This window comes from Candidatus Hydrogenedentota bacterium (assembly GCA_016791475.1).
In the GTDB taxonomy this organism is placed as follows: Bacteria; Hydrogenedentota; Hydrogenedentia; order Hydrogenedentales; family JAEUWI01; genus JAEUWI01.
Genome location: JAEUWI010000068.1, coordinates 20,232 through 36,103, shown reverse-complemented (window position 1 = coordinate 36,103; position 15,872 = coordinate 20,232). Strand labels below are relative to the sequence as shown.

At 60.5% G+C, this 15,872-nt stretch carries 14 protein-coding genes and 1 rRNA gene; 4 read left to right on the top strand and 11 right to left on the bottom strand.

Annotated elements, in window-relative coordinates; translation table 11 throughout:
• Positions 1–283 (bottom strand): 16S ribosomal RNA (locus JNK74_24865); the annotation flags it as partial.
• A gap of 1,061 nt (positions 284–1,344) precedes the next feature.
• Here JNK74_24865 and JNK74_24860 point away from each other — a divergent pair.
• Positions 1,345–1,626, top strand: a complete 282-nt coding sequence (locus JNK74_24860) for a SelT/SelW/SelH family protein (protein ID MBL7649421.1) — start codon at positions 1,345–1,347, stop codon at positions 1,624–1,626.
• Positions 1,627–1,651: 25 nt separating this feature from the next.
• On the opposite strand, the gene JNK74_24855 is transcribed toward JNK74_24860, so the two are convergent.
• The 3 genes from JNK74_24855 to asnB all read right to left on the bottom strand — a co-directional run bounded on the left by JNK74_24855 (position 1,652) and on the right by asnB (position 7,544).
• Positions 1,652–3,643, bottom strand: coding sequence for a TIGR04283 family arsenosugar biosynthesis glycosyltransferase (locus JNK74_24855; protein ID MBL7649420.1), 1,992 nt, complete (start codon positions 3,641–3,643; stop codon positions 1,652–1,654).
• 263 nt (positions 3,644–3,906) lie between these two features.
• Complete coding sequence (locus tag JNK74_24850) at positions 3,907–5,358, bottom strand: DUF2029 domain-containing protein (protein MBL7649419.1); 1,452 nt, start codon at positions 5,356–5,358, stop codon at positions 3,907–3,909.
• Between the two features lie 53 nt (positions 5,359–5,411).
• Entirely contained in the window at positions 5,412–7,544 is a 2,133-nt protein-coding gene (gene asnB, locus JNK74_24845; GenBank protein MBL7649418.1) for an asparagine synthase (glutamine-hydrolyzing), read from the bottom strand.
• On the opposite strand from asnB, the gene JNK74_24840 reads away from it, so the two are divergent.
• Positions 7,543–7,764: an addiction module protein gene (locus tag JNK74_24840; GenBank protein ID MBL7649417.1), complete on the top strand. Its 222-nt coding sequence runs from the start codon at positions 7,543–7,545 to the stop codon at positions 7,762–7,764. The two genes, asnB and JNK74_24840, sit on opposite strands and share 2 nt — an antisense overlap.
• Before the next feature lie 16 nt (positions 7,765–7,780).
• Here the strand turns inward: JNK74_24840 and JNK74_24835 are convergent, their stop codons facing one another.
• The 7 genes from JNK74_24835 to JNK74_24805 all read right to left on the bottom strand — a co-directional run bounded on the left by JNK74_24835 (position 7,781) and on the right by JNK74_24805 (position 14,326).
• Positions 7,781–8,080, bottom strand: a complete 300-nt coding sequence (locus JNK74_24835; GenBank protein MBL7649416.1) for a type II toxin-antitoxin system RelE/ParE family toxin — start codon at positions 8,078–8,080, stop codon at positions 7,781–7,783.
• A gap of 3 nt (positions 8,081–8,083) precedes the next feature.
• Entirely contained in the window at positions 8,084–8,362 is a 279-nt protein-coding gene (locus tag JNK74_24830) for a type II toxin-antitoxin system ParD family antitoxin (GenBank protein ID MBL7649415.1), read from the bottom strand.
• A 252-nt stretch (positions 8,363–8,614) separates the two neighbouring features.
• Positions 8,615–9,748, bottom strand: coding sequence for a glycosyltransferase family 9 protein (locus JNK74_24825; GenBank protein ID MBL7649414.1), 1,134 nt, complete (start codon positions 9,746–9,748; stop codon positions 8,615–8,617).
• Positions 9,745–10,683, bottom strand: a complete 939-nt coding sequence (locus tag JNK74_24820; GenBank protein MBL7649413.1) for a GDP-mannose 4,6-dehydratase — start codon at positions 10,681–10,683, stop codon at positions 9,745–9,747. Before JNK74_24820 ends, JNK74_24825 begins: the two co-directional genes overlap by 4 nt.
• Positions 10,680–11,678: a GDP-mannose 4,6-dehydratase gene (gmd, locus tag JNK74_24815; GenBank protein ID MBL7649412.1), complete on the bottom strand. Its 999-nt coding sequence runs from the start codon at positions 11,676–11,678 to the stop codon at positions 10,680–10,682. Before gmd ends, JNK74_24820 begins: the two co-directional genes overlap by 4 nt.
• Positions 11,679–11,693: 15 nt before the next feature.
• Positions 11,694–12,668, bottom strand: coding sequence for a GDP-mannose 4,6-dehydratase (locus JNK74_24810; protein MBL7649411.1), 975 nt, complete (start codon positions 12,666–12,668; stop codon positions 11,694–11,696).
• Positions 12,669–12,955: 287 nt separating this feature from the next.
• On the bottom strand, positions 12,956–14,326 hold the full coding sequence (locus JNK74_24805; protein ID MBL7649410.1) for an aspartate aminotransferase family protein: 1,371 nt from the start codon (positions 14,324–14,326) through the stop codon (positions 12,956–12,958).
• 136 nt (positions 14,327–14,462) lie between these two features.
• Here JNK74_24805 and JNK74_24800 point away from each other — a divergent pair, with 136 nt between their 5' ends.
• The gene (locus tag JNK74_24800; protein MBL7649409.1) at positions 14,463–15,008 is read left to right on the top strand and encodes a hypothetical protein; all 546 of its coding nucleotides are present in this window, start codon (positions 14,463–14,465) and stop codon (positions 15,006–15,008) included.
• 85 nt (positions 15,009–15,093) lie between these two features.
• Positions 15,094–15,870 (top strand): sterol desaturase family protein, encoded by a 777-nt coding sequence (locus JNK74_24795; GenBank protein ID MBL7649408.1) that lies wholly within the window; start codon positions 15,094–15,096, stop codon positions 15,868–15,870.
• Positions 15,871–15,872 lie beyond the last annotated feature (2 nt).

Genomic DNA, 15,872 nt, shown 5'->3' with positions numbered 1-15,872 from the left:
ATCGATGCCTTGGTGAGCTGTTATCTCACCAACTAGCTAATGGGGGGCGGGCTCATCCTTTGGTGGCGCCGTGAAGCGCCTTTCTTTGTGCGTCATGAACACACAACCACATGCGGTATTAGCAGCCGTTTCCAGCTGTTGTCCCCCGCCAAAGGGCAGATTACCCACCTGTTACTCACCCGTTCGCCGCTCTACGTCACCCGAAGGCGATTTCGCGCTCGACTTGCATGTATGAGGCGTGCCGCCAGCGTTCGTTCTGAGCCAGGATCAAACTCTCCGATAAAAATTTACCGCGGGCAAACCCACGGAATCTTATGGTTTGTTTGACTCCCTTTTCATTGTCCCGAAAGACATTACTTTAGGAATCATAATTTGGGGTGCCATACCACGTTAAAACGCAGCATGGCGCACAAGACAATGGTTTATTTTGTCGATATGCATCGTATTCAATTTTCAAAGAGCATAAAAGCACACACGCAAACCCTACGGCACCCACACCTGAGCGCGGGACGCCGCTGCGTGTTTCATGCGCTTGACCGTCGTCGCAGTCAAGCGATGAGTATGATAGCAATTTCCAAATGCCCGTGTCAACCATGCGCTCAACTTATTTTAAAGCCGCACAAAAAGCACAGACGCTATCCATTCAAATGTCGCACTCCACAAAACACAGCCAGCCCGAAGGCGGGTTGGGGAATGGGGCCGCCGCACTTTCGCACCAGCGGACAAGTAGTATACCGAACAAATATGACCTGTGTCAAATTGCCATCGGGACAACCACCAACCTCTCATTCGCAGCAGCACCAGGGCACTGCATTCACGGAGGCGACTCGATTCAACTTACTGCGCGACCCGCGTCAAGCAGGTCATTGATTCGGACTCGCGTCCGAGAACTATGAAATCTTAGCAAATCCATAAAGGCATTGTCAAATCGCGGGGTTTACCGGAAACGACTTCGCGCTTCACAAGGAAGCACCGAACACCTGGCCAAGCCAGAGTCGCACTTTAGGGAACGTTCAACTTTGCCGCTGCGTTCACTTGCCCGAAGACTTGCTCACCGCTGCGAGATGCGAAATACTACCAAAACTCGAAATTCAATTTCAAATTTTTCGGGAGGGCCGAAGCCTGCACCCAATTCAGCGTCCAACGTGAGAAAAGCCATCAAAACAATAAATGCTCAGGTGGCGCGCTCAATTTTTCGGAGTTTTCCGGTCACGAATGCCGACAAACCAACGCGTTTCGCGCAAAGGAGCAGTAGTATTGCATTTGGACGAGAGGGAAGTCAATCTTGCGTTTACTTTTTCTAGAGCCTTCGCCATAATGGCCGCTCAGCACGGAAAGGCCCTCATTATGGAACGCACACCCCGTATTTCTATCCAGTATTGCAACCAGTGCCGTTGGATGCTCCGCGCAACATGGTATGCTCAGGAGCTCTTGACCACATTTCAGGGACAGTTGGGCGAAGTGGCCCTGATCCCGGGTAGCGGTGGTGTGTTTGAGGTTCGCTGCGACGACGTACTGCTGTGGTCGCGGATAGCGGAGGGCGGATTTCCGGAATTGAAGGTCCTCAAACAACGGCTTCGCGATCAGATAGCGCCTGGGCAATCGCTGGGCCACAGCGACGGGTGAGCCCCTTCCGGGATCGGAATACCCACTACTCCCGCCCATACCATCGCGCAATCCTTTCGGGCGATACCCCCATGGGGTAGGCAAAAAACGTGACTACATTCATCGCCGTCAAACGCAGGAGACCCTCGCGCTCCCATCGGCGCGGGGAGGTAGAGGTGATGGCGCTCAGGGTTACAACCGCCCCCACCTTTCGTGCGGCCCGAACGAGTGCATAGTCTTCCAGCATGGGAAGGACGGGGTAGCCGCCGACGGCTTCCCAGGTATCTCGGCGCAGAAAAAGGCCCTGATCGCCGTAGGGCGTGGAGAGCCACCGGCTCCGCAGGTTGGCAGCGCTTTCTATGAACCGCATCGCGCCTCCGGCCCCGTCAATCCGCAGTTCGAAAGCGCCGAGGGCCACGTTTTCGAAGGCCAGCGTCCGACGCACACACGAGGAGAAGTCGTCGGGCGGAAGGCTGTCTGCGTGTAGAAAGAGCAGATAGCGCCCGGTGGCGACCGCGGCGCCGGCGTTCATCTGCGAGGCTCTCCCCCGCTCCGCGTGTACAACGCGGGCGCGCCCGGCGGCTATCTCAACCGTTCGGTCGCTGCTGCCGCCATCGGCGACGATAACTTCGACTTCGGGACTGATCGCCACGACATCGAGCAGCTTGCCGATGTGCTCCTCCTCGTTCCAGGTGGGGATGATGACGGAGAGACCCGTGTCGCGTTGGGAGTTTTTCCAATGAACGAGGTCTTCCGGCTCATCCACATCGGACAATTCCTCCAGCAATTCCACGGAAAGGCCAATCCGTTCCGCATTCGCCAAGGTCTGTTCGCGCACGGTCGACGTACTCCATTCAACGCCTTCGAAGAGTCGCTGGACCTCATCGGGTCCGCCGTTGAGGGCGAGTCCGATGAGGTAGTAGCCGCCATCAACGGCGGGTCCGATGACGAGGTCTACCGTGTCCAGTGCGCGAAAGGCTTCGAGGGTGTGACGGCTGTTCAAGGCCGGACAGTCGGTGCCGCAGAGGACCACTTTGCCATAGGCCTGATTGAAGCCCTCCTCCACGGCACGGGCCATCCGGTCGCCGAGATTTCCCTCGCCCTGGGGGGCGTAGAGATGGTCGGGCCCGAGCCATTCGCGCAGCGCCGATCGAGCCGCGCCGGTGTAGCGAATCTGAGTTTCCACTTCATCCAGCGGGGGAATGGACTGACGGAGGGTGTGCTCCGTCAGTTGGCGCTGGAGTTCAGCGGCGCCCTCGGGCCCCAGCGCGGGAATCAGGCGGGTTTTCGTGGTGCCGGACTCGGGGAATCGGGTGAAATAGATCAGCAGTCCGGTCTTGAGGGTGTGTTTGGAGAAAAGCGCGCTGAGGAAGATGGTGCTGAGGATTTTATAGCCCGCGCCAACGACCCCGCGCACGGTGCCGGAAACTTTCGAGACGCCTTCGCGTTTGCGATAGGAGACGGGAACTTCATCGGCGGGCACCGCGTGGAGGGCCGCCTTAATCTGCATTTCCACGGTCCAGCCGTAGTCCCGATCGGCCATACCCAGTTGGAGCAGGGTGCGGTAGCGGATGGCGCGAAAGGGCCCCAGATCGGAATATCGGATGCCCCAGAAAATGCGGATGAGCTTTGTGGCGAGCCAGTTACCGAAGGCCGCCTGGGGCGTGAGAGAACCGGGCTCGCGGACACCACGAGCGCGCGAGCCGACCATGAAATCGACTTCACCCTGGATCACGGGATCGACCAACAGGGGCATTTCTTCCGGGTGATCGCTGTAGTCGCCGTCGAGAAAGACGACGATATCCGTTGCGTTCAGGGCCGAGATGCCGCGCAGACAGGCCGCGCCATAGCCCCGCTGCGGCTCCGCAATCACCCGTGCGCCGTGCTCCGCCGCGACGCGGGCCGTGTCGTCTGTGGAGCCGTTGTCGACGACGATGATGTCGTCCACCCAGGCGGGGATGTCGCCGATCACCTTGCCGATTGCGGCTTCTTCGTTGAGGACCGGGATGATGACGGCAATGGTGTGTTCGTTTCGCATGGGGACTTTCTTTAGAGCAGGACACAGAGGGCTACACGATAGCACGATGGGGGGCGCGGGTGGGAAATCGGCGGAGGAGAGATCACCACGAAGCACGCGAGGAGCACGAAGAAAGAGAGGAAGAGAAAAGAACGGCCGGTGTACTACTATCCACAATCGCGCATCCGGGGCCGAACAGTCCTTTGTGCCTCAGCGCCTTTGCGTGCGGATCTTCCCAAATCGGCACGCAAAGGCGCTGAGGCGCAAAGGAAGGATTCTTGTCATCAATTGGCGACATGCCTGGGAGTTTCTTTCCCCCGGTCCCAAAGAAGCAGAAGCCACACGGGAACGTATTCCAGCCAGACGACGCCGTGGTGGAAGAGCTGCACCTGACCGCGGGCGTCGAGATAGAATTTGAGGTAGTAGAGCGGCAGGGTGAGGGTCAGGAGCATCAGGCCGCGACTGGGAATCAGGGAGAGGAGTGGGGCAAACCAGATGAAATACCAGGGGAACTGGGTGGGGCTGAGTAGAAAAAGGGCGGCGGTGATCCAGAGTACGGCGGCCGCCATCCGGTGTTCGGGCTCAGCGTGGCTCGAGTCCTGGTTCACGGCGCGGCGGCAAATCAGGACAGTGGCGGCGAGCAAAACGAGTCCGGCGATCAGTTTTCCCGCGCGGTGGGCCTCGCCGGCGCTGAGGGTGTGGCCCGCGATGGTGGCAATGTGCCTGATGGACCAGGGGAACACCATGAAAAGGGCATCGTTCATTTCCCAGCGTGCGCTGTAGGCCGCAAGGCCGGAGGCATTGCCCAGCATGCGGGTGCCCGCCATGGGCGCGAGGAGCAAGGCGGAAAGCAGCAGGCAGGCGCACAAACTGATAACGAGGGCACGGGGCGACTTGCGAAGCGTCACGAGCATGGGCGCGAGGAGGAGGAACGGCCACAGTTTGACAGCGGTGGCCACGGCCAGAGCGCATGACGCGATGACGGGTCGTCTGCGTAAAAACATCAACAGGAAAAGCAGCAGACAAGGCGCGAGGAGGATGTCCATGTGCAGTGAATTATAGATTTCCTTCACGCAGAGGGGATTCCACCAATAGACCAGCACGAGGGCGGGATTCCTGCCGAGACGGCGCAGGAGGGCCAGCAGGAGGGCGAAGGCGACGCAATCGGCTGCGTAGTAGAGGGTGAGGAGGCCCGCGCGGCTCCAGGGGGCGAGGACGTGGGCGAGGCCGAATACGGCCTGGGTCACGGGGGGATAAATGGTGCCGAGCTCCGGATGATTGACGCGTTGCAGTACGACCCCGCTCTCCTGCGCGAGGGCGAGGAGCTCGGGCGATACCCCTTCCCCGCCGGCGCGGGCATCGGCGGGACGGATCGTGTAGGGATGGTGTCCATGCGCGGTAACGGCGCCATCCCAGAGATAGCGGTAGAAATCATCTTCGAGAATGGGCTGGGCAATGGCCATGACGAGGCGCATGGCGACGCCGATGATAAAAATGCCCCAGGCGAGTTTTCGCGAATGGCTTGCGCGCGGCGCGAGATAGACCGAAGCGAAGTAGGGCAACGCGGCGAGCATGAGGAACGCGACGAAGGGCAATATGGGTCGGTCGGCCATGTCGGTGCCATAGGCGAAGCCACTGGAGAGCCCGGCGATGGCCAGGCAGCAGGCAACCACGGCCACGCCCAGGAGGAGCAGGCTTGCGGTGAGGCGCGATGTGGCGGTGACTTCGGAGGGCACGAGACGCTCCAGGGTATAGGACCGATTCGACGGATAGGACGGATGTTTTTGGTTCAGGGGCTTACCTGCGCATTGCTCTTTATCACTGCGAGGCGCTCGCGGCACTTACGACGGGGACTCTCGAAGATCCGCCGCCATTGCTCGAAGATGTAGATACTGAAACAGGGACGCGAGGCCGTGGGGTCGCCGGCATCGAGGCGTTCCACGAGGGATTTCACGTAGCCGCCGTTCAGCAGGTGATCATCAAGGTTGTCTACCATTTCGCGAAGGTCCGTGTTCAGTTGACCGCGAAACCAGTGGGCCACGGGCACTTCGAAGCCTTGTTTCTTTCGATTCACAAAGTCGGGTGGCATGTGCTTCGCGAGGAGCTTCTTCAACAACACTTTGAGATCACGGGCACCCATCTTCTGATGGACCGGCAAAGAAAGACCGAACTCGACCAGGCGCGGATCGAGGAAAGGAAAACGCCCTTCGAGACTGGCCGACATGGCGATCTTGTCGGACTTCAGCATGAGATCGTCGGGCACGAAGTTGTACAGTTCACAGTATTGACGCTGGCCCATGGCATCGAGGCCGATGGCGCGGGCGTCGTGAAAGATTTGCTCAAAGACTGCGGTGGAGCGGTACTCCCCCACTTCCTTCAGCAGATCGGGATGCAACAACTGGTGCTTGATATCGTCGTGGATGTGTGTAAACCAGTTCATGTAGCGCGCTGCGGGATGGAGTCCCGCATAGGTGCAGAATTTCTCGCCGCGACGGCCCAGTTCCTTGAAGCGCCCCGGCAGGGATTGCATGGCGCGAAAGCCCGGCGCGAGCAGACCTCGGCGGACCGGACCGGGCACGCGACCGAACTGGGTCGCGATGTTGTCCCAGTAGAATCGCGTGTAACCGCCGAAGATCTCGTCCGCGCCATCGCCACAATGGACGACCGCCACGTGCTTCGCTGCTTCGTGACACAGGGCATGAAGGGGCAATAGGGCGGCATCGGCCAGGGGCTCTTCGAGGTGCCAGAGGATTTCCGGTAGCGATTGTGTGGAATCGGGTCCGCACTGGAAGATGTGGTGATCCGCGCCGCAGGCGGCGGCCGCTGCGGCGGCGTAGCTGGTCTCGTCGAAGCCGCGCTGGCCTTGAAAGCCCATGGCGAAGGTGGAGATCGGGCGATCGGTGAGTTTCGCATGGAGCAGGGCGAGGAGGGTCGAATCCACACCGCCACTGAGGAATACCCCGAGGGGCACTTCGCTCATGCACTGCTCGCGCACGGAATCGTGAAGCAGCGATTCGAGCTCTTCGAGCAGCTCGGGCTCGCTTTTTCTGGATACTCCGTCGAAAGTGGGCGTCCAGTAGCGCTGCATTTCCACCTTCCCATCGCGAACGCGCATCCAGTGGGCCTGGGGCAGTTTCTTGATGGCCCGAAAGGGCGTGCGCGGTGTCGGAATGAACTTGAAGGTGAAATAATCGTATAACGCAATGGGATCGAAGGATTCATCCACGGCATCGTCGAGAAAGAGGGTCTTCAGCTCCGACGCGAAGAGGAACGCGTCGTCGGTCTCGGTGTAGTAGATCGGCTTGATGCCGAAGTGATCACGCGCGAGAAAGAGGCTGTGATCACGCGCGTCCCAGATGGCGAAGGCAAACATGCCGCGCAATTTCCCAACGCAGTCGGTGCCCCAGGCCTCGTAGGCGTGGAGAATGGTCTCGGTGTCGCTATGGGTCTTGTAGACATAGCCCCGCGACTCCAGGCCGATGCGCAGTTCGAGGTGGTTATAGATCTCGCCGTTGAAGACGATCCAGACCGAGCCGTCGACATTGGAAATCGGCTGGTGACCGCCCGCCACGTCGATGATGCTGAGACGGCGATGGCCAAGGCCGATGGGGCCTTCGGTGTAGAGGCCGCTGTCGTCGGGCCCGCGATGGGCCATGAGGCTGCCCATGTCACGCAGGAGTTCGGGCGCCACGGGTTGGGCCGGGTCGACGTTAAGTTTTCCGCAAATGCCGCACATAGGGTTCCGGGGTTGGGGTGTATGGGTGGACTGTGGGGCGATTCTACACGGATTCGGCGGCGGGTGCCACGTGTTGCGCGTGGGGCGATGCTTGATGGCGGAAATTGCCGAGCAGTGGGTCGGATTGGTGTATAGTTTTGATGTCGGCATGACCGACGCCAATCCGCCAACGAAAGGATGAACCATGATTCCCATTCCCTTGGACGAAAGGTCTGTGGAAGACAAGCGCCAGACTATGGAGCTTATTTGGGAAGATCTTTACCGCAATGAATCGAGCGTCCCATCGCCCGCGTGGCACGGAGAGGTGTTACACGAACGCGATACGGCGTTGAAGACTGGCGAGACAGAGCTTGAAGATTGGGAACTGGCAAAGCAGCGGATACTGGGTGAAATGGAGCGAGCTTGACCAAGCAATAGTCGACTCATTCGAGTTCAAACAGGTCGGTTGTTATATCGCGTGCACTGTGAAGAATTCGCAAGACTTGGATACCACCTTCAATTCGACGGTAATAGATCACGTATCGCCCCCACGCCACATGTCGAACTCCTTCCCCGATATCCTGACGCGCTCTCCCCGCGTCTGGGACATCCGAAAACCTCACGCATTCGGCATCTATCGCAATGACAGCACGATCCGCCGCACGACGGTCGTCGCGGGCAATGTAGAACCAAATATCTTCGAGATCCGTCTCTGCAAGAAACGTGTATCGAACGTGCCCCACGTATTACCCCTTTGCCCTTTCAGCTTCGAGTCGCGCTTGTCCACGCTCCCTTATCTTTTCGAGATTGAAACTTGTCAACCGTCCCTGATCGGCATCGGCAATACCAGCGGCAACCATGGACTTCAGTTCTTCGAGCCGCGCCGAATCGTCACGGTCCTTCTCATACTTCTCCTGCAACAACAGCACACCCTGCTCAAGGACCTCGTCCACTGATCGAAACTCGCCGGACTCCACCCTGGAACGGACGAACTCCTGAAGCCTTTCTGGAAGTATGACATTCATCGCTATTCTCCTTTTGGGATTATTATAGCTGAAATGGCGAGAAAAGTATTTCTCCCAAAGGCAAACCGGCTGCATCTGGCTTCCGCACCCCCTACGCTTGAGTCACAAATGTACTGCACGCAAAGGCGCGAAGGCGCAAAGTTAATTGAAAATGCCAGTCCAAAGCGATTTGTCTGGCGTACGACGGAAACAACCATTCCCTCTCTCATTATTATTCGTGCTCTTCGTGTGTTTCGTGGTAATACAATATCCTCACCGCGCCAGCACTTCCCGCACCGCGGCCAGCACATGAGCCACCTCGTGGGCGGTGAGGCAGATGGGGGCGTCGTAGAGCGGGCAGGTGTCCTGGAGGCAGGGGCTGCACTCGGGATTGTGGCGCAGGACGATGTGCTGCTCGCCGTAGGGATACCAGCGGTGGGCGTGGTCGCGGGCGGAGAAGATGGCGACGACGGGTTTGCCGGTGCTCGCGACGACGTGCATGGTCCCGGTGTCGTTGGAAACAAAGCAATCGCACAGGTTGGCGAGAGCGGCGAGTTCGGGGATGGTGGTTTGGCCCACGAGGTTGGTGCAGCCGGGGCCGATGCCCTGGATGATGCTTTCGATCAGAGGCTTTTCCCCTTCGCTGCCGGTGAAGATGAGGCGGGCGTCCAGCTCGCTCACGAGGGCCTGTCCCAGGGCGATGAAGCGTTCGGGCATCCAGCGGTTGGCGGGGCGCTTGGCGCCGCACTGCATGCCGATGAGGGGACCCTGGCCGGGCGGAAGAAGTGCCGCAATCCGGGCCGCGTCGGACTGATCCGCCTTGATCCACGGGAAAGACTCCACCTCGCTACAACCGAGCGGCCGAATCAGTTCCATCAATCGCGGCACCTGACCTTTGGCAAAGTCTTTGTGGTCTACCACTTCCGCGCCAATGATGCGCCGTACGCCGGAGGCCGCAAGGATGGCCATCTGCTTGGCGAGGCTTTTCGCGGTGGAGAGGTCGTCGGGCAGTAGAATGGCGAAATCGACTTTCGCGGCGATGATCTGGCGTCGGAGCTTCCTCAAGAATGCCGGGCTGCTGGACTCGTCTTCGTAGTAGACGATCATCTCGTTGAAGGTGTCGTCCTTCGCGAGCACCTCCACCGCACCGGGTGCGCCGCGCTTCGTGGGCGAGGTGACGAGCATCATGCGAGCCTTGGGATAGCGATCCCGGAGGGCATGGAAAGCGGGCAGGGCCACTACGATGTCGCCGAGGTTCCCCATGCGGTAGACGAGGATGCTGCGCGGGTCCTGCGCGGGCGTCGGATGCACGCCACCGGGCAGGTGGGCGATGACCCATGTGAGCGTGCGCAGCGCGCGATTGGGCCGAGAACGGGCCACATGCGGCCCCGATGCGGGTCTGCTCATTTCACAGGCCGCGTGGCCAGGGCGGCGCGCCAGTAGGCCAGCAGATCGGCCAGGAGCTTCTCGAAGGCGATTTCCGGACGCCAGCCCGTGGCCGCCGTGAGTTGTGCGACGGAGCCGTAACTTTCGGGCACGTCGGAGGGGCGCATGCGGGCGGGATCCTGACGCACTTCGATCGTTGCGCCGCTCATGGCGAGGAGCTGGTTCAGCGCGAATTGAATCGGTTGCGGACGGCTCGAGCACACATTGAATACATCGCCCGGCGCGCCGCGGAGCGCGGCGGCTTCGTAGGCACGGAGCACATCGTCCACGTGAAGAAAATCCCGGGCCGCTTCTAAATTTCCGGTGGACAGGATCGGCTCGCGGAGGCCGGCTTCGATCTCGGCGATCTGCCGCGCGAAGCTGGAGAGGACATAGCTGTCGGCCTGGCCAGGTCCCGCGTGATTGAAGGGGCGCATGCGCACGATATCCAATGCGCGCGCACGTGAAAGATTGGCGCAGTAGTAGTCGGCGGCGGCCTTGCTGATGGCGTAGGTGTTGGCTGGATTGATCGGATGGGCCTCGGTGACGGGCAGGTCCACGGGCGGCCCATAAATCTCGGCACTGCTGATAAAAACGAGGCGTGGCGGCGCGGCCAGTGCGCGAAGCGCGCTGCACAGCCGGATGGTTCCGTTGAGGTTCACGTCCATGGCGCGCACGGGGTCGCGTTCGGCATCGGGGACAAAGGCGATGGCGGCCAGGTGGAACACGTGGGTCAAGGGGCCCGCATCGGCAACCAGCGCACGCACCGCGATTTCGTCCTGAAAATCACAGGGCAGCATGCCGTCGACGGCGGGGAAACCGCTGCGCACCACCTCCCAGCCCTGGGTTTCCAGATGGCGCGCGAGGCGCGTGCCCACGAAGCCGCCCGCGCCGGTGATCAGTGCGCGCCTGCTCATACCGTGACGATGCGGTTGTCGATTTCGGCCTGGACGCGGGCCAGATCGGCGTCGACCATGCGATTAACCAGTTCCGCGAAGCTGCATTCCGGCACCCAGCCTAGTTGTTTTCGCGCCTTGGTGCAGTCGCCGAGCAACACATGAACTTCCGCAGGCCGGTAAAATTTCGGGTCGACTTTGACATAGGCGTCGTAATTCAGGCCCGCGCGGGCGAAGGCAAGCTCGCAGAATTCCCGCACGCTGTGGGTCTCTTCCGTGGCGATAACGTAGTCGTCGGGCGTGTCCTGCTGAAGCATGAGCCACATGGCGCGGACATAATCACCGGCATAGCCCCAGTCGCGCTTCGCGTCCAGGTTGCCGAGGCGCAATTCCGATTGCAGGCCCAACTTGATGCGGGCAACGCCGTCGGTAATCTTGCGCGTGACAAATTCGAGGCCGCGCCGGGGCGACTCGTGATTGAAGAGGATCCCGGAGCAGGCGTACATGTCGTAGCTTTCGCGATAGTTCACGGTAATCCAGTGACCGTAGACCTTGGCCACGCCATAGGGACTGCGGGGGTAGAAGGGCGTCGATTCAGTCTGGGGCGTCTCGCGCACATGGCCGAACATCTCGCTGGAGGATGCCTGATAGAAGCGAATGTCCTTGTTCACGTAGCGCACGGCTTCGAGGATTCGGGTCACGCCCAGGGCCGTGATGTCGCCGGTGAGCAGGGGCTGGTTCCAGGATACGGGCACGAAAGACTGTGCGGCCAGGTTGTACACCTCGCGGGGGCGAATGCTTCCCACGGCCTCGATGAGCGAAACCTGGTCCGCCAGATCGGCCTGAATCAGCTTTACGCGATCTTTGATGTGATTGATGCGCTCAAATTTCTCCGTGCTGGAGCGGCGCACGAGGCCGTAGACCTCATAGCCTTTGTCCAAAAGGAGTTCGGCGAGGTAGGAGCCGTCCTGGCCGGTGATGCCGGTGATAATGGCGCGGGGTGCGTGGTCGGGCATGAATACGCTCCGTCTTCAGGTTGTGACCGCGGATGAGGATTCATTCTGATCTTGATACCAAGTCACGAAGCGTTTGATGCCTTCGTCCATGGTAAAGCGCGGGGCGTAGCCCAGCTTTTCTCCGGCGTGATCCACGTTGGCGTAGGTCTTTTCCACATCGCCCGCCTGCATGGGCTGCTCGTCGATGATGGCCTCGCGACCCGTGTGGCGTTCGATGAGCGTAATCAATTCACGCAGGCTGGTGGTATGGCTTTCGCCGAGGTTGAAAATCTCGTAGTCGAAGGGTGTGTCGACGCAGCGCACGACGCCGTCGATGATATCGTCGATGTAGGTGTAGTCGCGATAGGTGGAGCCGTCGCCGAACATGGGGATGGGCTCCCCCGCGAGGATCATCTTTGTGAATTTATGGATGGCCATATCGGGGCGCTGACGGGGCCCGTAGACGGTGAAGAAGCGAAGCATGGTCGTGCGCACGCCGTAAATGTGGTGGTAGACATGCGCCTGAAGTTCGTTCATGCGCTTGGTGGCGGCATAGGGGCTCACGGGCGTCATCACGGGGTCCGTCTCGCGGAAGGGCACCTCTTTGCTGCCGCCGTAGACCGACGAACTCGACGCGAAGACCAGGTGCGAGGGCTTGAAATCGCGGCAGGCATCGAGGATGTGCTGGCCGCCGATGACGTTCACGCGGTGATAGAGATTGGGGTCCTGCAGGGAAGGCCGTACGCCCGCACGCGCCGCCAGATGGACCACCACCTCGGGCTGGAACGCCGCGAAGACCGCGCGCAGGGCGGCTTCGTCGCAGATGTCGATCTCGCTCAGGCTGAAGCGGTCCATACCCTCGGCCTGGGAGAGATTGCGCCGCTTGATGGCGGGATCGTAGTAGGTATTGAAACTGTCCACACCAAGGACTTCGTCGCCCCGCGCGAGCAACGTGTCCACCAGATGGGAGCCGATGAAACCGGCGGCGCCGGTGACGAGAATGCGTTTCATAAAGATAAGAGAATCCTGAATTGGCAGGCCCCGCCTTGCTGCAATCGGGCCCGAAAGGGTACGCCACAGTATAGAGAAGGGATTCCGAGCAACACAAGGGGTTGGGGCTTCGACCGAAAAAATAAGTCACGAAATGAACACGGAGACACGGAGGCACTGAGAAGAAAAGTGGGGGGTGACCCTGTCATCTCATACGCATTGATTTGAGCGCGGTGATCTCACCTCTCATACTTCTCCGTGCCTCCGCGAACTCCGTGGTCAATATAGTTTTCGTTGACTGCGGAACTTCAAGTAGAAGAGAGGCTTTGCGCCAATATCCCCAGCGCCTCGTCCATTTGCTCCCGCGTGATGGTGAGCGCGGGCGCGAGGGTGAGCACGTTGCCCATGCTGACTTTGAAGCTCAATCCGCGACTGAGGGCGGCATAGAGGATTTTCTCCGCATGCGCGGGGGCGGGCTTAGCGGTCCCGGGCTCGACGATGGCGACACCCAGCAGCAGGCCGAGTCCACGCACGTCGCCGATGCACGGAAATTCTTCCTGCAACCCGCGCAGACGCTCCAGGGTGTAAGTCCCCAGTTCCGTCACGTGCTCGAGGAGGTCGTTCTCTTCGATGAAGGCTATCGTGGCCAATGCGGCGGCGCAGGCGACGGGATTCTTTTCGTGGGTGTAGTGGCCGAGGGCGCGCTCGGGCATGGCGCTGTTCAGGTGCTCCCGGGCGAGGAGGGCGGCCAGGGGGAAGACGCCGCCGCCGAGTCCCTTGCCGATGACGACCATATCGGGGACGATACCGTAGTGCTCGTGGGTGTAGAAGGTGCCGGTCCGCCCGAGGCAGGTGGGGATTTCGTCGAGAATCAGCAGAGCGCCGTGGCGATCGCAGGCGGCACGGACGCGCTTCCAGTAGTCCGGCGGCGGAATATAGGGCGTGCTGCGAACCGTCTCCGAGATGACGGCGGCGACATCGCCCTCTTTTTCGAGCACATACTCGATATAGTCCGCGCACTGGAGGGTGCAGACCGTCCCGCATTTGAAAGGGCAACTCGCGGGGTCGGGCGGGGGCACGTGCTCCGTTCCCGGCATCAAGGGACCGATTCCCTTCCGGAATATGGCCTCGCCGCCTATGGAGATGGCGTCGAGGGAGGCGCCATGGAAGGAATCCCACATGGAAATGGTCTTGTAGCGGCCGGTGGCGGCGCGGGCGAGCTTGAGGGCCATGCCGATGGCGGAGGTGCCCCCTGGCGCGAAAAGGACGCGGCTGAGATCGCCGGGTGCTTTTTCCACGAGCTTTTTCGCGAGATCGATGGCCGGTCGGTTGGTGTAGCGCCGTGGGCAGAAGGCCAGCTCGGCCAGTTGCCGCTGGATGGCTTCGATGACCTTCGGGTTTGCATGGCCCACCTGATGCAGAGAATTGCCGTGGAAATCGAAGATGCGCCGCCCCTGGGTATCCACGATATGAGGGCCTTCGCAGCTTTCCAGCGCGTTCAGGCAGGGCGTGGAGAGGGACTGGTGCAGGAACACCGCGGCGTCTTCGTCCAGCAGGGTGCGGGTATCCCGGTCCAGGTGTTCGGCCTGCCAGCGAAGCCGTGCGTCGGAAAGGTTTAGGTCGCCCTCGGAACGGAGGTCGCTGTGGTCATCGCCTATTTGCACGGTCAGGGTATCCATCGGGCCAGATATAGAAGGTGCTATCAGGCTAGGGCATCGTACCTGTACAATGTCAAATGGCATCAGGCGCGCGCTTTACGTGCTGGAATAGACCGCGTCCCGCAATGACGAACTCAGAACTTACGGGGATTTGCTCATGTTATCTTCACATTGGTGGACCGCCCTTCTGGCGGTTGCCGTGGCCCTTACTATTGTTGGAACCGTGCCGGCGCACGGACAGGAAGAATCTCGCGCACCGGAAGGCACGGTACTCAGCAAGACCGTGACCCTGAATTTTGAGATGGCGGGCGCCGGAAAGAACGTGACAATTTCCACCGCGACCTCGGCCTTCCAGATCGAGACGGAGCAGAGCAAGGAGTCGCAGGACGGTGTTGAAGAGGCCGAGGAGTCGACAGAGAACAGCGGGGATAAGGCCTCATCCGAATTGGCCATCGAAAGCCGTTCGAAAATTGAAGGGACGGTCTCGATTGATGATGCGACCGGCACGGTGCTGGTCACCTGCACGGGATCCATCCGGGAATCAAAAAGCACCGAGGACGAATCCGGTGACAGCGAAAGCGAGTTGAAGGTTGAGTCGTCCATCGAGTTCGAGGCCAGCACGCGAATCAAACCGGGTGAGTCGCGGGAGCTCGTGAAGGCGGGTGCCTTCCTGGTCACCTTGCGTGTGGAGGTTTCGGAATGAGCCGTCGCATGATTGAACTTCAATGATGGGCGAACTTCAGGATAGCACCTGGCTCGCCGATGCGAAGCCCGCCGCGGCGGCCGTCATGCTGGTACTCCTCTGGACCGCCGAATCCACCGTGCCCATGTTTGCCGGGCGAACGGGGCGTGTGCGCCATGGCGCGGTCAACCTTGTGCTTGGCGTGGCCAACGCGGTGCTTGCGGCGCTGATCTTCGGTGCCTCCATGCTGTTCGTGACGGAGTGGGCACGCCTGCAGCCCTTTGGCCTTCTCCATTGGCTGGCGCTGCCCGCCTGGGTGGAATGGCCGCTGGGGCTGGTGCTATTCGACGGGTGGATGTACACCTGGCACCGGCTGAGCCATCGGGTGAAATTTTTGTGGCGTTTCCACGCGGTGCACCATTCCGATCGGGCGATGGATGTGACCTCGGCGGTGCGCTTTCACACGGGCGAGATTGTGATTTCGTCCACGGCGCGGCTGATGGTGTTGCCGTTGATTGGTCTGACGATGCCCCAGCTTCTGCTCTACGAAGCGATCTTGCTGCCGGTGATTCTCTTCCACCACAGCAATATCCGAATCCCCTCGGGTCTGGATCGGGCGCTGCGCTGTGTCATCACCACGCCGTGGATGCACTGGGTCCATCACTCGAACTGGCAGCCGGAGACCGATTCCAATTTTTCGAGCGTGCTTTCCATCTGGGATCGGCTCTTTGGCACATTTCGCCTGCGGGACGACCCCGGCACGATCCAGCTCGGGCTGGACGATGGTCAGGAGAAGGGGGAGTGGCAGTCGCTTCGGGCAATCATCACATCACCCTTCCGAAAGCAAGCCCGAACCCCGCGACAGGACCAGACTCCGGGCTGAGC